At 72.1% G+C, this 18,404-nt stretch carries 11 protein-coding genes and 3 pseudogenes; 10 read left to right on the forward strand and 4 right to left on the reverse strand.

Annotated elements, in window-relative coordinates; translation table 11 throughout:
* Nucleotides 1–294 precede the first annotated feature (294 nt).
* Nucleotides 295–1,467, reverse strand: a complete 1,173-nt coding sequence (locus B9S61_RS29810; protein ID WP_103545023.1) for a N(5)-(carboxyethyl)ornithine synthase — start codon at nt 1,465–1,467, stop codon at nt 295–297.
* Between the two features lie 961 nt (nt 1,468–2,428).
* Between B9S61_RS29810 and B9S61_RS29815 the strand changes: the two genes are divergently transcribed.
* From B9S61_RS29815 to B9S61_RS29830, 4 genes are all read left to right on the forward strand, one after another.
* Nucleotides 2,429–4,174, forward strand: coding sequence for a lysyl oxidase family protein (locus tag B9S61_RS29815; RefSeq protein ID WP_103545024.1), 1,746 nt, complete (start codon nt 2,429–2,431; stop codon nt 4,172–4,174).
* A 716-nt stretch (nt 4,175–4,890) separates the two neighbouring features.
* Nucleotides 4,891–6,120, forward strand: a complete 1,230-nt coding sequence (locus B9S61_RS29820; RefSeq protein ID WP_103545025.1) for an FAD/NAD(P)-binding oxidoreductase — start codon at nt 4,891–4,893, stop codon at nt 6,118–6,120.
* Nucleotides 6,121–6,213: 93 nt separating this feature from the next.
* Nucleotides 6,214–7,599, forward strand: a complete 1,386-nt coding sequence (locus B9S61_RS29825) for a rhodanese-like domain-containing protein (RefSeq protein WP_103545026.1) — start codon at nt 6,214–6,216, stop codon at nt 7,597–7,599.
* 134 nt (nt 7,600–7,733) lie between these two features.
* A complete protein-coding gene (locus tag B9S61_RS29830) occupies nt 7,734–8,339 on the forward strand; it encodes a bifunctional 2-polyprenyl-6-hydroxyphenol methylase/3-demethylubiquinol 3-O-methyltransferase UbiG (protein ID WP_103545027.1) in 606 nt (201 codons plus the stop codon).
* 98 nt (nt 8,340–8,437) lie between these two features.
* On the opposite strand, the pseudogene B9S61_RS29835 reads toward B9S61_RS29830, so the two are convergent.
* Nucleotides 8,438–8,974: pseudogene (locus B9S61_RS29835) on the reverse strand (non-reducing end alpha-L-arabinofuranosidase family hydrolase); the annotation flags it as partial.
* Between the two features lie 51 nt (nt 8,975–9,025).
* On the opposite strand from B9S61_RS29835, the pseudogene B9S61_RS43335 reads away from it, so the two are divergent.
* Nucleotides 9,026–9,604: pseudogene (locus tag B9S61_RS43335) on the forward strand (TetR/AcrR family transcriptional regulator); the annotation flags it as partial.
* Between the two features lie 385 nt (nt 9,605–9,989).
* On the opposite strand, the gene B9S61_RS29845 reads toward B9S61_RS43335, so the two are convergent.
* Nucleotides 9,990–10,601, reverse strand: coding sequence for a flavodoxin family protein (locus tag B9S61_RS29845; protein ID WP_103545028.1), 612 nt, complete (start codon nt 10,599–10,601; stop codon nt 9,990–9,992).
* Between the two features lie 230 nt (nt 10,602–10,831).
* Between B9S61_RS29845 and B9S61_RS29850 the strand changes: the two genes are divergently transcribed.
* From B9S61_RS29850 to B9S61_RS29860, 3 genes are all read left to right on the forward strand, one after another.
* The gene (locus tag B9S61_RS29850) at nt 10,832–11,242 is read left to right on the forward strand and encodes a four-helix bundle copper-binding protein (RefSeq protein WP_103545029.1); all 411 of its coding nucleotides are present in this window, start codon (nt 10,832–10,834) and stop codon (nt 11,240–11,242) included.
* A gap of 137 nt (nt 11,243–11,379) precedes the next feature.
* On the forward strand, nt 11,380–13,224 hold the full coding sequence (locus tag B9S61_RS29855) for a thiamine pyrophosphate-requiring protein (RefSeq protein WP_103545030.1): 1,845 nt from the start codon (nt 11,380–11,382) through the stop codon (nt 13,222–13,224).
* A gap of 366 nt (nt 13,225–13,590) precedes the next feature.
* Nucleotides 13,591–15,321, forward strand: a complete 1,731-nt coding sequence (locus B9S61_RS29860; RefSeq protein WP_374936260.1) for a SpoIIE family protein phosphatase — start codon at nt 13,591–13,593, stop codon at nt 15,319–15,321.
* A gap of 169 nt (nt 15,322–15,490) precedes the next feature.
* Here the strand turns inward: B9S61_RS29860 and B9S61_RS29865 are convergent.
* Nucleotides 15,491–16,174: pseudogene (locus B9S61_RS29865) on the reverse strand (helix-turn-helix transcriptional regulator); the annotation flags it as partial.
* 614 nt (nt 16,175–16,788) lie between these two features.
* Between B9S61_RS29865 and B9S61_RS29870 the strand changes: the two are divergent.
* Entirely contained in the window at nt 16,789–16,914 is a 126-nt protein-coding gene (locus tag B9S61_RS29870) for a hypothetical protein (RefSeq protein ID WP_258039918.1), read from the forward strand.
* 51 nt (nt 16,915–16,965) lie between these two features.
* Nucleotides 16,966–18,404 (forward strand): IS66 family transposase (locus B9S61_RS29875; protein WP_103545032.1); only part of this gene is annotated, 1,439 nt, incomplete at its 3' end.

Raw genomic sequence — 18,404 nt, forward strand, 5'->3', positions numbered from 1 at the left:
CGGCCGTACGCCCACCGCGGGTGTGCCGGGTCAGGTCTTCCACCATGGGTCCATCATCGCCGCCGCGCCCGGCGGGCGCCCGGCCCTGTGGACAACTCCCCGCGACGGTCCGGGACCGTCACCCGACAGGTCCGGTTCGGCGACACCCGATGTGCCGGCGGGGATGCGGTCCAGGGCCTCCCGCCGGTCGGCGAGGGCATGCACGAGGACATGCCCGGCCGGCCTCCGCGGGCGGCGGAGGTGCCGGAGCGGACCAAGCACCTCGCTCGTTGAGGCCAGGCCGCAGCCGCCGGGTCAGACCGGCTGCGCGGAGGGAAGCGGGGCCGCGGCCGGGGGATGCGGGTACTCGGTGGTCCGGTTCTGGAAGGAGAGGATCTTGGGATTGACGACGACTCCGTCGCGGATCTCGACAGCGTTCCTGATCGTGGCGTCGCTGTCCCAGGACGCCGGGCCGCTCATGACCTTGCGCAGATAGGGCAGCAGCGCCTCACTGATCTCCCAGGTGGCCGAGTTCCACAGATGTGACGGGCTGTGATCCACCCCGTAGTAGTGGCAGCCAGGGCCCACCGTGATCATCGGGTCCTCGAACGTGGTCGGCCGGGCCCATGCGAAGCCCATGCCCTCGTCACAGGAGACGTCGACGAAAAGGGTTCCGGGCCGGAACAGGGCGAGTTCCTCGGCGGCGACGAACGTCAGAGGCGCGTCGGTGTCCTGCCTCACACAGTTGACGATGATGTCGAACCCGGCCAGATGTTCCGCGAGCGGCACGGGCCCCGGTCCGGTGATCGCCTCCAGGCGGGACGGGTCGTCCGCCCGCTCCGCGAAGTGGCCCATCACGACGGACGGCATCGGGGAGGCCACCGCGGCGGCGGCCCGCTGGGTGAGCACCGTGACGTCGGAGACCCCGAGGGCGCCCAGTCCGGTGACCGCCCCGCGTGCCGTGGCACCGAAGCTGATGACCACCGCACGCATCCGGCGGCCGTAGCTGCCGGTCACTCCCACGAGCTGAAGGGCGTGCAGCACGGAGGAGTATCCGGCGAGTTCGTTGTTCTTGTGGAAGACGTGGACGCTGAAGGCGCCCGTGGAGGTCCAGTGGTTCATGGCCTCCCAGGCGATGAGGGTGAGCCGCCGGTCGATGCCGAGCTGCGTCATCCGCGCGTCCTGCACACAGTGCGGCCAGCCCCACAGCACCTGGCCCTCGCGCAGTTGGGCGACGTCCTCGTGCACCGGCTTGGGCAGCAGCAGCACATCGCACTCGGCAAGGAGCTGCCCGCGGGTGCGCAGTCCGCCCACCAGCGGACGCAGCATGTCGTCACCCACGCCGAACCGCTCGCCGTACCCCTCCTCGAGGAAGACCCTCGCGCGTACGTCGGGTGCGATCCGGTCGAGGTGATCGGGATGCAACGGCAGTCGGAACTCGTTCTCCTTGCGGGAGGAGGCGAGAACTCCGAGACTCAGCAGACTCATGTGCGTCCTTCTGTTTCGTTGTCGTCGTACGTGGCGCGGCGTGATGCGGCTGCCGGGAACGGCCCCGCCCCCCGTGTCTGCGAACGCGCTCCCGCAACGGGAGGGGCGTCTCGACCAGACCGTCGACCGAACCGCACGCCGTACGCGCGCCTTCCGGGGGGGGCGCGCATCTGTCCGCCGGCACGGCGGGGGACCACCACGGCTTCGGAGCCGGACGTCTCCCGGTAGTCGGTACGCCCGCCGGGCGGTCCGGTCCGGTCCGGTCCGGTGAGCATCTGGGCGGTCGGTTCGAGACAGCCGCGAGATGCCCGGGGAGCTTCAGAGAACCCTGTACCGCCGGGCACGGAAGAGGTTGCGGAAGTCGGCGGGACTGTGCGGGCCAGACGGCATCGCGCGGCTCATTTCCGGCAGGGTTCGTCGTACGTCGACCCTTGCCGTTCTCCGGGTGCGACGCCGCGATGGATGACGGCATACGAGGTGCGCCCGGTGACACCACCGTACTCCCCCGCACCGGGCCCCGACGGGCTGCTGAGGCGCCGCCCGGTCCACTGCTCCGTCAGGGCCGGGGTGAACCTGCTCCCGCCGGCCGCAGGATGGACCGCATCCCCGGCGAAGGGATCGGGTCCGTAACCGGCGTCCTTCCGGGCTCCCGCGCGTTCCCGGCGGAAGTGAGGTCCAGGGTCACGGCAGGGCGGTGTCACTCATTCGGGTAGCACCCGGCCTCCGAGCGGGCGGCGTCTCTCGATGCGGCAAGCCGGACGAGTGGCAGGGACGTGCGTCAAGTCCGGCAGCCACTGAGAGCTTTTCGGACAAAGTGAGGGCCGTCCGGGGAAGTACAAGCAACCCGGAGGGTGTCCGGTGGCCTCTCATGGTCCGAACAACACCGCCTCGCACGTCAGTTGGGGCCGAACTGCTCGTCCACGTTCCATGACGCACTCGAAAGCCGGAAGCACAAGGACTGATGACCAGACTCCAGCAGGGCCGCACCAACCGCCTGACCCGCCCCTCCATCGCCGTCGCCGCGGCCGTCGCCGTGGCCGCGGGCGTCGTCGCCGCCGCGCCCGACGCGAAGTCCGAGGAGCCGACGCCGCAGCTCAGCCTGATCGCCGCCTCCACCTCCGTCACGCTCGACTCGTGGAAGGAGGATCCCGGGGTCTACCTCGACCTGGGGACGTACGTCACCTCCGAGAACGGCGCCTTCGAGCTGAAGGTGACCCGCAAGTCCTACAAGGACCCGGTCGTCGCCCAGCAGATCCTCCGGAACGGGAAGAAGACCCGGACCAGGACGCTCCCCGCCGGGACCGTCGACGACTTCGCCGGACTGCCGGACTTCACGCAGATCACCCTCACCGACGCGTCCGGCTCGACGGTGCTGGTTAAGACCGAGGCGTTCTGCCCCAACAACGCCTCGGGTCGGGTCCGGCCGGATGCCCCCGCCAACTCGAAGTATCCGGAGAACTGTCCGACGAACCCCTTCACCCTCGGCTCGGTGTGGGGCGTCGAGAACGGCTGGGCGTCCAACACCTACGCGGGGTTCTACACCGACCCGGTCCAGCTGGACGCCGGCACCTACACCGCCGAGATCAACGTGGCCGAGAAGTACCGCGACCTCTTCGGCATCGCCGACAAGCCGCAGACCGTCAAGGTGGTCGTCCGCGAGCGCAGCTGGGACGACGAGGAGAGTGCCGACGCCCGCAGCTCGGCGAAGACCACCGCCTCCGGGCACGGCGCCCACGCGGATCACAGCGCCCACGCGCAGCACGGGGCCGCCGCGGACACCCCGGCCCCCGGCGCCGCGACGAGCGGTGCCGGCCCCTCGTACAACGCCGGCCACGGGCCCTACCCGTCGGCTCCGCCCGCCCTGCCGTGGGCGCTGAAGAAGAAGTCCCTGGAGCGGCGGGCCTTCACCGCCGCCGACATCGGTGACGGCACCGGGCAGACCGACGGTTCGCGGCAGGCGCCGGGCGCCCTGCCCAACGCGAAGCGGCCCGCCGGCAAGGCGTCCGTGCCCGACGTACCCAAGCCCGACCTGCGCTCGCTGCCCGCCTTCGGCATCACCGTCAGCGACGGCTACGAGGAGGTACCCGGCAAGAACTACCTCGCCTTCAGCGCCAACGTGTGGAACGCGGGCCCGGCCAGGCTCGTCGTGGACGGCTTCCGCTCCCCGGGCAAGGAGGTGATGGACGCCTACCAGTACTTCTACGACGCCGACGGCAAGCAGGTCGGATACACCCCGACGGGCGGCATGGAGTGGGACCCGCGTCCCGGCCACGAGCACTGGCACTTCCTGGACTTCGCCAGCTACCGGCTGCTGACGGCCGACCAGAAGGAGACGGTGCGCAGCGGCAAGGAGGCGTTCTGCCTGGCCAACACCGACGCTGTCGACTACACGGTGAAGAACGCCGACTGGCACCCGAGCAACACGGATCTGTCCACCGCGTGCGGCTCCGAGAACTCCATCTCCGTGCGCGAGGTGCTCGACGTCGGCTCCGGTGACACCTACACCCAGGACCTGCCGGGCCAGTCCTTCGACATCACGGACCTGCCGAACGGCACGTACTACATCCAGGTCCTGGCCAACCCGGAGAACCGGCTCAAGGAGACCGACTACTCCAACAACAGCGCGCTGCGGGAGGTCGTCCTGGGAGGCGAGAAGGGCGCCCGTACGGTGACGGTCCCCCCGCACCACCTGGTGAACGCCAACTGACCGGCCCCTGACGGCAGGGGCGGCTCCGGTCCCGGAGACGGGCCGGAACCGCCCCGGCTCCGCACGCCTACGCCCTGCCGCAGACCCCTCCACACCCACCGGCGGGGTCACCTTCCGGGCCCGGCACCTTCGTCCACGCCACCGGCCCACACACCGAGGACGCCCCGCGGGCCTTCCTCGGTGACCGCGCCGGCCCGGGACCACATGGTCCCGGGCCGGCGCGGACCTGTCCGGCGCGGAAGCAGCAGCCGCCGACGAACCGGCCCACGCGCCGCTGCTCTCCCCGGGCGCACTCGCCCGAGCCCTCAACAGGTCGCCGCGGGCTCCGGGCCCGGGCGGGCACGGACGACCGCACGCTCCGTACCCTCCGGCCGCCCGGTCCCCGGTCCCCGTCACCCGTCCCCCGTCACTCGGCCACCCGACCGCCTTGGACCACGCGAGGCACCCGGCAGGCGAGGCACTCCGCCAGATACCCCTTGGGGTATTTGACACCCTCCAGCAGACAGCCGTACTCTCGCCGCATAGATACCCCCCGGGGTAACTGAGGAGATAACGGCACGACCCGTGAAGTGACGCAGCGCGTCCAAGCGGCAGGGCACGTGATCTCCGCCGCCGGTGACCTCCGCAGCAGAACGGCCGCCCCCGGACGAACGTCCGCGGCATCGACGCCTGCGCAACCGACACCCGCACCCCGCCCGCTGGAAAGGAACTCCGCCGTGGCAGCCACCCCCTCCCCCGCCGACGCCCCGGTCTCGGGCCGTCACCGCGTCGCCGTCATCGGCGGCGGCAGCGCCGGCATCAGTGTCGCGGCCCGCCTGCGCCGGGCCGGCGTCAGTGACATCACCCTGATCGAGCCGTCCGACACCCACTGGTACCAGCCGTTGTGGACCCTGGTCGGTGGCGGTCAGGCAGCCCTGAGCACCACCCGCCGTCCCGAGGGATCGGTCGTACCGGACGGCGTGCGGTGGATCCGCCGCCGGGCCCTGGCCGTCGACCCCGGGGCCCGCACCGTGTCCCTGTCCGGCGGCGCCGAACTCGCCTACGAGTACCTGGTGATGGCGCCCGGCATCCAGCTCGACTGGGACGGCGTGCCGGGACTGGCCGAGGCCGTCGGACACGACCGGGTGAGCAGCAACTACGCACCCGAGTACGCCCCGCGCACCTGGGAGCTGATCCGGCGGATGCGCTCGGGCACGGCCGTCTTCACCCACCCGGCGTCCCCGCTGAAGTGCGGCGGCGCTCCGCAGAAGATCGCGTATCTGGCCGCCGACCACTGGCGCCGGCAGGGGGTTCTCGGCAACATCCGGATCATCCTCGTCGTCCCCGATCCGGCGCTGTTCAAGGTGCCCGCCTGGTCGCGGGTACTGGATCAGGTGGCCGCCCGGTACGGCATCGAGGTGCGGCTGCGTTCCGAGATGACCGCCGTCGACGGCGACCGCCGCGAGATCACCCTCACCGACCTCGCGCACGGCACGAAGGAGACCGTCGGCTACGACCTCCTGCACGCCGTGCCGCCGCAGAGCGCACCCGACTGGGTCGGGGCCGGTCCGCTCGCCGACCCGGCCAGTCCGCAGGGCTTCGTCGCCGCCGACAAGCACACCCTGCAGAGCCCCTTCCACGACAACGTCTTCGCGGTCGGCGACGTGGCGAACCTTCCCACCTCGAAGACCGGAGCCGCCGTGCGCAAGCAGGCCCCGGTGGTCGCGGCGAATCTCCTGGAGGTGATGGGCGGACGCCCTCCGTCTCACCGTTACGACGGCTACACGTCCTGCCCGCTGGTGACCGCGCGCGACCGGATGCTGCTCGCCGAGTTCGACTACGACCTCGCCCCCACGCCCTCCTTCCCGCTGATCGACCCCTTCAAGGAGCGGCGCACGATGTGGGCGTTCAAGCGGTACGGGCTGCCGCCGGTGTACTGGCACGGCATGCTCACCGGCCGCCTCTGACCGGCCGGCCCGGGCACCCCCGGCCCGGGCCGGTCCCACTCCCCCGCCTCCCCGCCTCGCCCACCCGTCCCCACCCCCGTACGGAGGTTCCCGATGTTCTTCGCCCAGTACTACCTCGACTGTCTCTCCCACGCGTCCTACATGATCGCCGACGAGACCACCGGCAAGGCCGTCGTCGTCGACCCGCGCCGCGACGTCTCCGAGTACCTCGCCGACGCCGCGGCCCGCGGCTTCACCATCGAGGCGGTCGTCAACACCCACTTCCACGCCGACTTCCTCGCCGGCCACCTGGAGCTCGCCGACCGCACCGGAGCCTGGATCGGCTACGGGCAGCGGGCCGAGGCCGAGTACCCCATCCGCAGGCTGGCCGACGGCGAGCGCATCAGCCTCGGCGACGTCGAGCTGCGGATCCTGGAGACCCCCGGCCACACGCCGGAGTCGATCAGCGTCCTGGTGTACCAGCACACGGCGGACGCCGTCCCGTACGGCGTCCTGACCGGTGACGCGCTGTTCATCGGCGACGTGGGCCGCCCCGACCTGCTGGCCTCGATCGGCGTGACCGCCGACGAACTCGGCAGAATGCTCTACGACACCGTCCAGCACAAGCTGATGGCCCTTCCCGACGCCGTCCGGGTCTTCCCCGCCCACGGGGCCGGCAGCGCCTGCGGCAAGAACCTCTCCACCCGGCGCCAGTCCACCATCGGCGAGCAGCGCGCCACCAACTACGCCTGCCGGCCCATGAGCGAGGAACGGTTCGTGGAACTGGTGACCGCGGGACAGCCCTCCGCGCCCGCCTACTTCGTGTACGACGCCATCCTCAACCGCAAGGAGCACGGCCTGTTCGACACCGCCTCCGTGCAACGGCCCCTGTCGGTCGAGGAGTTCATGGAGCGGCGCTCCGCGGGAGCGGTCGTGGTCGACGCCCGTTCGCCGCAGGACTTCGCGTCCGGACATCTGCGCGGCTCGGTCAACGTGCCCGCGGACGGCCGGTTCGCCGAGCAGGCGGGCACGGTGGTCGGCCCCGAGCAGGAGGTGCTCGTGGTCGCGCCGCAGGACCGCGAGGAGGAGATCGTCACCCGGCTCGCCCGGATCGGCTTCGACAGGGTCGGCGGCTACCTGCGCGAGCCCGAGGGCGCCTTCCCGGCCCTGGCCGACGAGATGGAGCAGGCCGGCCGGCTGACCGCCGTCGAGCTGCGCCGCCTGCTGGACGGCGACGAACCGCCGCTGGTCCTGGACGTGCGGAGCGCCGCCGAACGCGAAGAGGGCCTCATCGGGGGTTCGTCGCACATTCCCCTCGCCGAACTCGCCCGCCGCGCGGAGGAGATCCCCGCCGGCCGTCCCGTGGTCGTGCACTGCGCGGGTGGCCACCGCTCCTCCATCGCCGCCGCTCTGCTGCGCCACAAGGGCCGCGCCGACGTCTCCGACCTGCTCGGCGGCTACGGCGCCTGGCTCGCCCTGCCCGCGTCCGCCGACGTCTGAGCCGGCGTGCCCGGGGCGGGCGGCGACCGCGTCACCGGCCTCCGCCCGCCCCGGTGCTGTCTGATGGGGCAGGGACTCCACTCAAGGGGATCCACTCGACGGAATCCACTCACCCGAGGGACGAGGTGCGCACGATGGACGCAGCGGGCTGGGACGAGCGGTATCGCGGCAGCGAACTGGTGTGGAAGGCCGAGCCCAACCGGTTCGTCGAACAGGAGCTGGCCGGCCTGGAGCCGTCCGGTCGGGCGGTGGACATCGCCGCCGGGGAGGGACGCAACGCGGTCTGGCTCGCGGTACGGGGCTGGGAGGTGGACGCCGTCGACTTCTCCGCCGTAGCCCTGGAGAAGGCCGGCCGGCTGGCCGCGGAACGGGACGCGCGCCTGCGCACCGTGCACGCCGATCTCCTGGACTGGGAGCCCGCGGCCGCGACGTACGACCTCGCGCTGATCGCGTATCTGCAGCTGCCGTGGCCGCAGTTGGCCGGGGTACTGTCCCGGGCCGCCACCGCCGTCCGGGCGGGCGGCACCCTGCTGCTCGTCGGCCACGACGCCGCCAACCTCGACCACGGCTACGGCGGCCCGCGGGATCCGGGTGTGCTCCACACCGCCGAACAGGTCGCCGGCGTCTGGCGGCCGTACGCCGACATCGTGCGGGCCGAGACGGCCGGCCGGCCGGTGGTCGACCCCGAGGGCCACCGCCGCACGGCGCTGGACACGCTCGTCCGCGCCGTACGGAGATGACACGGCCCGCACGGGAACGGCGCGCCTCGCCGGTGGGCCCCGGCCGTCGCACGGCCGGGGCCCACCGGGTCCGCGGGGTCCGGTCCCGGTGCCGGTCGGCGCCGCAGCGTGAGGACGCCGGGCCGCCACGGCAGCCGGTTGTACTCACCGCCCGCGTTGGGGTCCTTGCCCTGGTAGAGGAGCTGCAGGTTGCAGGGGGCGATGGTCATGGTCTGGTCGGGGTTGTTCCGGACCAGGTCACCGTGGCTGATGTCGTTGGTCCAGGTGGCGCCGCTGTTGGCCTTGCCCGCGAACGGGTTGCTCTCGCTCGCGGCCTGCGGGGTCCAGGAGCCGCTCAGACTGGACGACGTGAAGGACCGGAAGTAGCGCCCGTTCGCGCCCATCGCCTCGACGATCATGAGGTACTGGTTCCGGTCCTTGACCTTGTAGACCTGTAGGCCCTCGAGGAGGTTGGCCTTCGTGTCGCTCATGATGGTCGTGTACGACGAGCCGAAATTGCCCGGGAAGTTCCCGATCGGCATGCTCGCCCGGCAGATCTTGCCGTTGTCACCGGCGAAGAACAGGTACATGTTCTGGCCGTCGGCGATCAGGGTCCGGCCGATCGGGCCGGTGTCGGAGCCGGAGATGCTCCCGGTGGGCCGGCGCGTCGTTCCCGGCCCCGTCCGCCACCACGGAGTCCACACCGCATGCCGAAGATCAACGCCCCTGCCGTCGCCGAGCACCGGGCCCAGCAGCGCGAGGCCCTGATCGGTGTGGCGATCGATCTCCTGGTGAACGAGGGCGCCGCCGCCGTCACGCCCGCGGCGGTCGGCGCCCGGGCGGGTCTGGCCCGTTCCAGCGTGTACCAGTACTTCGACTCCTCGGCGGCCTTGCTGGCGACCATCACGGAAGAGGCGTTCCGGCGGTCGAACGAGGCACTGGCCGGCGCCATGGCCACGGCCGGCGACCCGGTGGAGCGCGTCGAGGCGTTCTTCCGGGAGAGCCTGCGGCTCGGTGCCGAAGGCGCGCACCGGCCCGCGGAAGTCCTCATGGGAGCGGGTCTTCCGCCCGCTTGTCAGGAGCGGCTGATGGAACTCCACCTGGAGCAGGTCGAACCGTTCCGCGCCTCCGTGAGGGAGATCGGCGTCCCCGACCCCTCGCTCACGGCGGACCTCATCGCCGGCATGCTGCACTCGGCGCTCTCCGCCGTGGACCGCGGTGCGCCGCTCGACACGGTGACGGACCACACCCTCGAGCTGGTGCGCCGCTGCCTGTCTCCGGCCGGCACCTTGGAGGACCGGCCGGCCACTCGGTGGCCGGCCCGCGCCACCTCGCCCGCTCGGGCCGAGGCCTCCGGTACCGGCTGCCCCGCCGGGGCGGTGCGGGACCCGCTCGGTCGGGGCACCTCACCGGACGAGGCGGTTCCAGGCCGGTGTCCCGACGCGCTGCGGGTCGCCGGTGCCGCGGCGGGAGACGGTGGCCCCGCGGGGAGTGTGTCGTCCGTGGGGGACGTGTCGGCCATGACGGGCTCCGGCCGCTCGAGCGGCCACGGCCGGTTCCGCAGCGACACTGGTGCCGCCGGTGCGCGCGAATGTCGTACAGGCTGGTGACCCGTACGTACGGATCGACCGCGTGGGACCGCGCCACGGTCCCCGGCTTACCGGGCCGGGGTCACTCGGGCGGAGCGCCCAGCGGGCTCGCGGCCAGCGCACGTGCGGTGCCGTACAGGTTCGCGGCCATCGCGCGGCCTGTCCGGTGGGCCCAGTCGTGCCCGCGTCCGTCGTCGAGGTAGTCCGGGCCGGGGCCCGGGCCCAGGTGCCAGTAGGTCCACGACTGGCCGGGGATGGTGTAGCCGATGTCGCACAGGGCGCCGTTGATTTCACTGATCACGTGATGGGCGCCGTCCTCGTTGCCGGTGACGACGACCCCCGCGACGCGGTTGTAGGCGACGGGGCGGCCGTCGTCGTCCGTCTCGGAGAGCATCGCGTCCATGCGTTCCAGCACGCGCTGGGCCACCGAGGACGGCCGGCCGAGCCAGGTCGGGGAGGCGACGACCAGGATCTCTGCCCGCAGCAGCTTGGCATGCACAGCGGGCCAGTCGTCCCCCGCGTCCACGGCCTCGCTGACCACACCGGGGTGAAGGTCCAGATCGACGGCGCGGACGTACTCCACCTCCGTTCCGCCGTTCTCCGCCAGCCAGTCGCCGACCACCTGAGCCAGTGCGGCGGTGTTGGAGGGCTCGGGGGACTTCTTGAGCGTGCAGTTGATCACCAGTGCCTTCATGACACACCCGTACCCCGCCGCGGTCGGGCAACCTCGAACCGCACCCGTCCGGACGAAGCCGGCACCGACAGCGTCAGTACGTGCCGTCGGCTCGGCGTGGCCGCTTGCTCCCCTCGCCGCGTCCGCCCCGGAACATTCGCGTCCGGGCGGGTTTCCACCCGCCGTCCGGTGTTACGCGTACGGGGCGGCACGCGACCCGCGTGCCGGCACCCCACTCACCGGAGGTCCCGATGAACACCGCGGTCAAGGACATGCTCGCCGCCTACCCCGCCGACCTGGGCGGTGTCGACCGAGACAGGCTCGCCCGCTGCATCGAGGAGTGCCTCGTCTGCGCCCAGGCGTGTACCGCGTGTGCGGACGCCTGTCTGTCGGAGGAGATGGTCGCCGAGCTGACCAAGTGCATCCGGACCGACGCCGACTGCGCCGACGTCTGCGCCACGACCGCCGCCGTCCTCTCCCGCCACACGGGCTACGACGCCAACGTCACCCGGGCCGTCCTCACGGCGTGCGCCGCCGTCTGCAAAGCCTGCGGTGACGAGTGCGCGAGCCACGCCGACCGGCACGAGCACTGCCGCGTCTGCGCCGAGGCGTGCCGGCGCTGCGAGCAGGCGTGCAACGACCTGCTCGCCTCCCTCGGCTGACACCCGCACGGCCGGGCCGGGTCCGGACAGGGCGACGTTTCCCGGGTAGCCGCACGGTTACCCATGGGGTGTCGTGCCCCCACGCGTCCCGGCGCCGGGGACAGCCGTCCACCAGCGGAATCGGAAACGGAGCTTGCATGGCCAGCACGAAGGTGTCCGACTACGTCCTCCAGCGGCTGCGCGAGTGGGACGTCGACCACGTCTTCGCCTACGCGGGCGACGGCATCAACGGCCTGCTGGCGGCCTGGGGGCGGGCGGACAACAAGCCGAAGTTCGTCCAGGCCCGGCACGAGGAGATGGCTGCCTTCCAGGCCGTCGGGTACGCCAAGTTCTCCGGCAGGGTGGGTGTCTGTGCCGCCACCTCTGGTCCCGGCGCGATCCACCTGCTCAACGGGCTCTACGACGCCAAGCTCGACCACGTTCCGGTCGTGGCGCTGGTCGGGCAGACCAACCGCAGCGCCATGGGCGGCTCGTACCAGCAGGAAGTGGACCTGGCCGCCCTGTACAAGGACGTCGCCTCGGACTTCTGCGAGACGGCCACGGTTCCCGAGCAGCTGCCGAACCTCATCGACCGGGCTCTGCGCACCGCGTACGCGAAGCGGACCGTGACCGCGGTCATCCTCCCGGCCGACGTGCAGGAGCTGGACTACAGCCCGCCCACGCACGCCTTCAAGATGGTGCCCTCCAGCCTCGGACTGGGACGGTACGCACCGGTCCCGGCGGAGGAGGAGGTCCAGCGGGCCGCCGACGTGCTGAACTCCGGCGAGAAGGTCGCGGTGCTGATCGGTCAGGGAGCCCGGGTCGCCCGCGCCGAGGTCGAACGGCTGGCGGACGTGCTCGGCGCCGGTGTGGCCAAGGCCCTGCTCGGCAAGGACGCCCTGCCCGACGACCTGCCCTACGTCACCGGCTCCATCGGGCTGCTGGGCACCCGCCCCTCCTACGAGCTGATGCAGGAGTGCGACACCCTGCTGATGATCGGCTCCAGCTTCCCGTACACGCAGTTCATGCCGGAACTGGACCAGGCACGGGCCGTGCAGATCGACATCGACCCGCACATGATCGGTCTGCGCTACCCGAACGAGGTCAACCTCGTCGGCGACGCCCGCGAGACCCTCCAGCGGCTGCTGCCGCGCCTGCACCGCAAGGAGGACCGGGCGTGGCGGGAGAAGATCGAGAAGAACGTCGCCCGCTGGTGGGAGGTCATGCAGCGGCGCGCCGCCGTCAGCGCCGACCCGGTCAATCCCGAGTACGTCGTCCACGCGCTGGACGGCAGGCTGCCCGACGACGCGATCCTCGCCGCCGATTCCGGCTCGGCCGCCAACTGGTACGCCCGGCACCTGCGGTTGCGCGGCCGGATGCGGGGCTCTCTGTCGGGCACCCTGGCCACCATGGGCCCCGGCGTGCCGTACGCCATCGGCGCGAAGTTCGCCCACCCCGACCGGCCCGCCATCGCGCTGGTCGGCGACGGCGCGATGCAGATGAACGGCATGATGGAGATGGTCACCGCCGCGAAGTACTACCGCGAGTGGTCCGACCCGCGGCTGATCGTGGCCGTGCTGAACAACGGCGACCTGAACCAGGTGACCTGGGAGATGCGGGCCATGTCCGGCGCCCCGCAGTTCGAGGAGTCACAGCACATTCCCGACCTGCCGTACGCGGAGATCGCCCGGCACATGGGCCTGGACGGCGTCCGGGTGGAGAAGCCCAAGCACGTCGAGTCCGCGTGGGACCAGGCCCTCGCCGCCGGCCGGCCCTTCGTCATCGACTTCCGTACGGACCCGGCCGTCCCGCCGATCCCGCCGCACGCCTCCCTGGACCAGATCGAGGCCGCCGCCACCGCGATCCTCAAGGGGGACAGCGACAGCGGCTCCATGGTCAGGCAGGGGCTGAAGGCCAAGGTGCAGGAGATGCTGCCCGGCAGCCGCCACCGCGGTGACCGCCCCGGCGCCGGACCGCACGACAGCACGGAAGAGAACAGGTGAGCCGGGCCGCGCCACGGGGCCGGGCGCTCCGCGGCGGGCCCGCCGCGAAGCGCCCGGACGTCCCGGTACCGGATTCCCGTGGATCCGCCGGGCGCTGACGCGACCCTGCCCCGGGACGCGACCACGGCCGGTGCCGCCGTCGCGCAAGCCGGAGCAGCCGGAGCAGCCGGAGCAGCCGGAGCAGCCGGAGCATAGACTCCCTCACCTGCCGCGCGGACGGAAGCAGTACCGGCGTGCCCGCTCGACGGGAGGGCCGGCGGGAGGCGACGCACGTCACACCTTCGCGGCCGCGGTGCGGGCGCATGCCGGGACCCGGTCGGGGTGCCCGACGCGATTCGGGCTCGACGGAGGAGGGCGATGAGGGGCATGGACGGCGTCGCCGCTCCCGACGGGGACAGCGCTCCCGCGTCCGGGCATCAGGGAGGTACCGGCGCCCTGCTCGGCGGAACGCTGGAGAACCTGCGTGCGGCCGCCATGACGATGGACGACGACGGCCTCGTCGTCGCGGTCAACAGCGCGGCCATGAGGCTGTTGGGCAGGGATGCCCCGGAACTCGTCGGTCAGGACTTCCACGACCTGCTGCACCGGGACAGGTACGGGCACTCGGTGCCGCGCACGCGCTGCCGGATCAGGAAGGCGCTCCTGACGGGGAGTACCGGGCACGGCGACGCCGAGTGGTTCGCCTGCGGGGACGGCACTCTCGCGCAGTTGTCCTGGCTGGCCACGCCGTACGCATCCGTCCCGGGCGGCGCGGGTGCGCTGGTCCTGCTGTACGACCCGGAGCTCCCCGACGCGCGCCACGGCGACGGCGGACACTCCGCGCCGCTCACGGAGCTGGACCGCCTGGCCCTGCTGGCGGAGACGACCACGCAGCTCACGTCCACCCTGGACGTGGACGAGGCGCTGCACCGGCTGGCGGCTCTGACCGTGCCCCGGCTCGCGGACTGGGCGGTGTTCGACCTGATCACCGAACGCGACGAGGTGCGACGTGTCCTGGTGATGGAGCACAAGGACGGCATCCGGGTCGAGCGGGACGACCTGCGGGGTCCGATGCCCCCTGTGCCGGCGGAGTCGCCGATGCCCCTGTCGCGGGCCCTGCGCGGGGCCGCCTCCTCCCTGGTCGGCCCCTCCACCTACCAGGGCCCGCCCGACTCGGGCATAGCGGTCGAGCAGCAGCGCCTGTTCACCGCGACGGGCATGCACTCCGCCGTCATCGCACCCATTCGTGGTCTGCGCGACGTACTCGGCGCACTGACCCTGGGCCGCGCCCGGCGTCACGACCCGTTCACCCCCGCCGACCTGCCGCTGCTGGAAGACCTCACCCGCCGCGCGGGCCTGGCGCTGGACAACGCGCGCCTGTACCAGCGCCAGCGCAAAGTCGCCGAGACCATGCAGCGCCACCTGCTGCCCCAGCTCCCCGTGGTGCCCGGTCTGGAGATGACGGCGCGCTACCTCCCCGCTCCGGACGCCTCGTCCGTGGGCGGTGACTGGTACGACGCCTTCGCCCTGACCGGCCCCGCCCACGCGCTGGCCATCGGCGACGTCGTCGGGCACGATCTCGACGCCGCGGCCGGCATGGCGCAGGTCCGCAACATGCTGCGCGCCTTCGCCTGGTCCCACCCGGAGTCCGCGCCGAGCGCCGTCGTCACACGGCTCGACGAGGCGGTGATGCACATAGCGGAGGTACCCATGGCCACCATGATCCTCGCCACGCTCGCCCTCGGCGACGACGCCCTGTGGCGCTTGCGGTGGACGAACGCCGGCCACCCGCCGCCCCTGCTCATCACCCACGACGGTCAGTCCCGCTACCTCGAAGAGGGGCACGGCATACTCCTCGGCACCGGAGTCACCAGGCCCCGCCCCGACGCCGTGGCCGTCCTGCCGCCCCGGGCGACGCTCCTGCTCTACACCGACGGACTGGTCGAGTCCCCGCACCATTCCATCGATCACGGGCTGGACCGGTTGCGCAGGCACGCGGCCTCCCTGGCCCACCGCCCTCTGGACTCCTTCTGCGACTCGCTGCTGGACCAGGCCCGCTCCGGCGACAACGACGACGACATCGCCATGCTGGCGCTGCGCGCACCACCTCCCCCGTGACTCACCTGACCAGCGCGTGAGCCGCACAGGGCGGGAGGAAGGGGAGACCGCCGGAGCGCTCGTGCCGGCGGCCGGGGACCCCCCCTGTCGCAGGCCACCGTCCCTTCCCCGGCCGGACGGCCCGGCGCCGGCCGTCGTTTCGCTCTCGCAGGGGTGGACGGTCCGGTGTTCAGGCCGGTGGCCCGTAGCGGGCGGCGACAGCCGTCGCGCGGTGGTGCAGGGAGGTACGCAGCCACTGCGGGGCCTCCACCTCCGTGTACGGAGCGTGCTGCCACAGCGCCCATTCCGCGTGCCGTGCGTCCTGGAAGACGACGTGCAGCCGGAGCCTGCCGTCCTCGTCGGTCTCCTCGGAGCGGACCGCCAGGGCGGTGGCGACCAGGTGCTCCCGGCGCGCGGGGCCCAGGCGGCCCACCACAGCGGTGGTGTCGCCGCCGGTCCGGAACCGCACGTTGCGTTCGCGCCAGGCCCGGTCCAGGTCGACCGTGTCGGAGCGCCGCGCGGGTTCGTCGAGCTCCTCGGCCGTCAGGACCCGGCTCAGCCGGTAGGTGCGGTCCTCGGTGCCCCGCGTGGCCAGCAGGTAGCCCTGGTCCCTGACGGTGACCAGACCGATCGGGTCCACCGTGCGCCACTTCGGGGGCCGGCCCACGGCCTCGTAGTGGATGCGCAGTCTGTGCCCGGCGAGCACCGCGCGCCGGACCTCGGCGACGATGGAGTCGGGGACCTCCTCGGGGGCCACGCGCCGCGAGAGGAGATCGGTCTCCGGGTCGATGAGCAGCCGCTGCGCCGCTCCGGCGGCGGTGTCCCGCAGTCCCTCGGGCAGCGCGTCGACCACTTTCAGCACGGCCGAGGCGAGCTACACGCTGGCCAGGGAGACCACCGGCAGCCGCACCGGCGCATCGGCCAACGCCCGCATGACGCTGGAGCGCTACTACGTGGCCGCACTCTGACGCAGGCCCCCTCGCCCCCCGCCGGACAGGCCGCGCGCGCCGGCCCGGCGGGGGGCGCTGTGCGCGGTCGGGGTGATGCCCACCGTGTCATGGTGAGGAGCTCCCGGACGCCGGCTCGACGCCCCGCCCGCGCCGCGCGCACCAAGGGGAACGACGACGACGGACGGTCCTCCGGGCCACGTCGTCGGTCCGCCTTCGTCGCGTACACCGCGAGCCACTGACGGTACGACACGGCTGACGCCCCACGTCCGATCCGTACCGCGCGGGCGGACCGCACCCCGGCGGTCGGCCCGCCGAGATCCCGGCCGGCAATGACCCTCTTCCCACCATCCCGGTCTTACTCGTCAACGGCAATTTTCAGAGGGGACGCCGCCTTACGGAATTCCGGTCCGGGGCCGACGGTCCATCAATTGCCCCGGGCGACAGGGCACGCAACGATGGAGCGCGCGCATGTCCCGCCGACCGGACAGGACGGCGATTTCTCCGAGCATTTACCGCACCCCTCGAAAGGTGGTTCCGCATGTTCGTCCCCAGCCATTACCGGCAGCCAGACACCTCGTGGATGGTCGATCTGATGCGTTCCAACCCGCTGGCCCTGATGGCCAGCAACGGCACCCCCGAGGTGACTGTTTACGGCCGTCCGTGACCTGCGGTGACGTGGTGCGGGGCAGTCGCGATGGTCGAGTAGATTGATCTTGTGACCTCCGAGCAGCCGCCGCCGTCGTACAACGAGCTGGCCGGTCTGATCGTGGAGCTGAGGCTGGTAGCAGCCGCGCAGGCCGCGACGATTGAGCGACGTGAAGCACGGATCGTCGAGCAGGACGCTGAGATCGCGGAGTTGAAGCGGCGGCTGGCCGCTGATTGGCGCAACTCCTCCAAGCCGCCGTCCAGTGACGGGCTGGACAAGAGGCCCGCACCGAAGTCGCTGCGCAAGGCGTCGGGGCGTCGGCCGGGCCGGGCCAAGGGCGATCCCGGTGGCCGGCTGGAGCAGGTCACCGACCCGGACGTGATAGTCGATCATCATCCGGCCGCGTGCGGCAGCTGTGGCGGTGGTCTGTCCGATGCGTCGGGTTCGGGCTTCCGGGCCCGGCAGGTCTTCGATCTGCCCGAGATCCGCCCCCAGGTGACCGAGCACCGGCTGCACCGGGCGGTGTGCGGTTGCGGGTACACCACCACGGCGACGGCTCCGGACCTGCCCACGGCGGCCGCCGTGTACGGACCCGGCGTCCGAGCCGCGATCGCCTGCCTGTCGGCCTATCAGCACCTGCCGGCCCAACGCCTCGCCGAGGCCATGGACTGCCTGTTCAGCCTGCCGGTCTCCACCGGCACCGTCCTGTCCGTCCCGGCTCGCGCCCACGACGGGCTCGGGTCCTTCGAGGCCCAGGTCAAGGACCACCTGGCCACGGTGCCGGTCGCGCACGCGGACGAGTCCGGGGTACGGGTCGCGGGGAAACTGCACTGGCTGCACGTGATGTGCACCCACCTGGTCACCTTCTACGGCATCCACCACCAGCGCGGCCGGGCGGCCATGGACGACCTCGGCGTCCTGCCCGGCTTCACCGGCACCCTGGTCACCGATGCCCTGGCCCCCTACACGGTCTACGGCGACGCGCAGGCCCTGTGCGGGGCGCACGTGCTGCGTGAACCCATTGCCGTGACCGAGGACACCCGCCATGACCCCGCCTGGGCCCAGGCGATGATCGATGTCCTGGTCGAGGCGAAGGACGCAGTCGCCGACGCTGTGGCCACCGGGCACGACGCCCTGGACGCCGAGACGTCGGCCGGTTTCCAGGACCGCTACCGGCAGGCAGCGTTGTGCGGCATCGCCGCCAACCCCTACGCCGGCACCGGCCCCCGCTCCAAGGCCAGGGCTCTGGCCATGCGCCTGCGGGACCGCACCACCATGTACCAGCGGTACATGGTCGGCTTCAGTGTCCCGTTCGACAACAACCAGGCCGAACGCGACCTACGGATGATCAAGGTGCAACAGAAGGTCTCCGGGGCCTGGCGGACCCTGACCGGCGCAAGGCGCTTCGCCCGGATCCGCGCCCACATCTCCACCGTCCGCACACACGGCATCAGCCCCCTCACCGCCCTGCGCGACCTCTTCGCCGGACGGCCATGGATGCTGCCCGC

Source organism: Streptomyces sp. SM1 (assembly GCF_002910825.1).
In the GTDB taxonomy this organism is placed as follows: Bacteria; Actinomycetota; Actinomycetes; order Streptomycetales; family Streptomycetaceae; genus Streptomyces; species Streptomyces okerensis.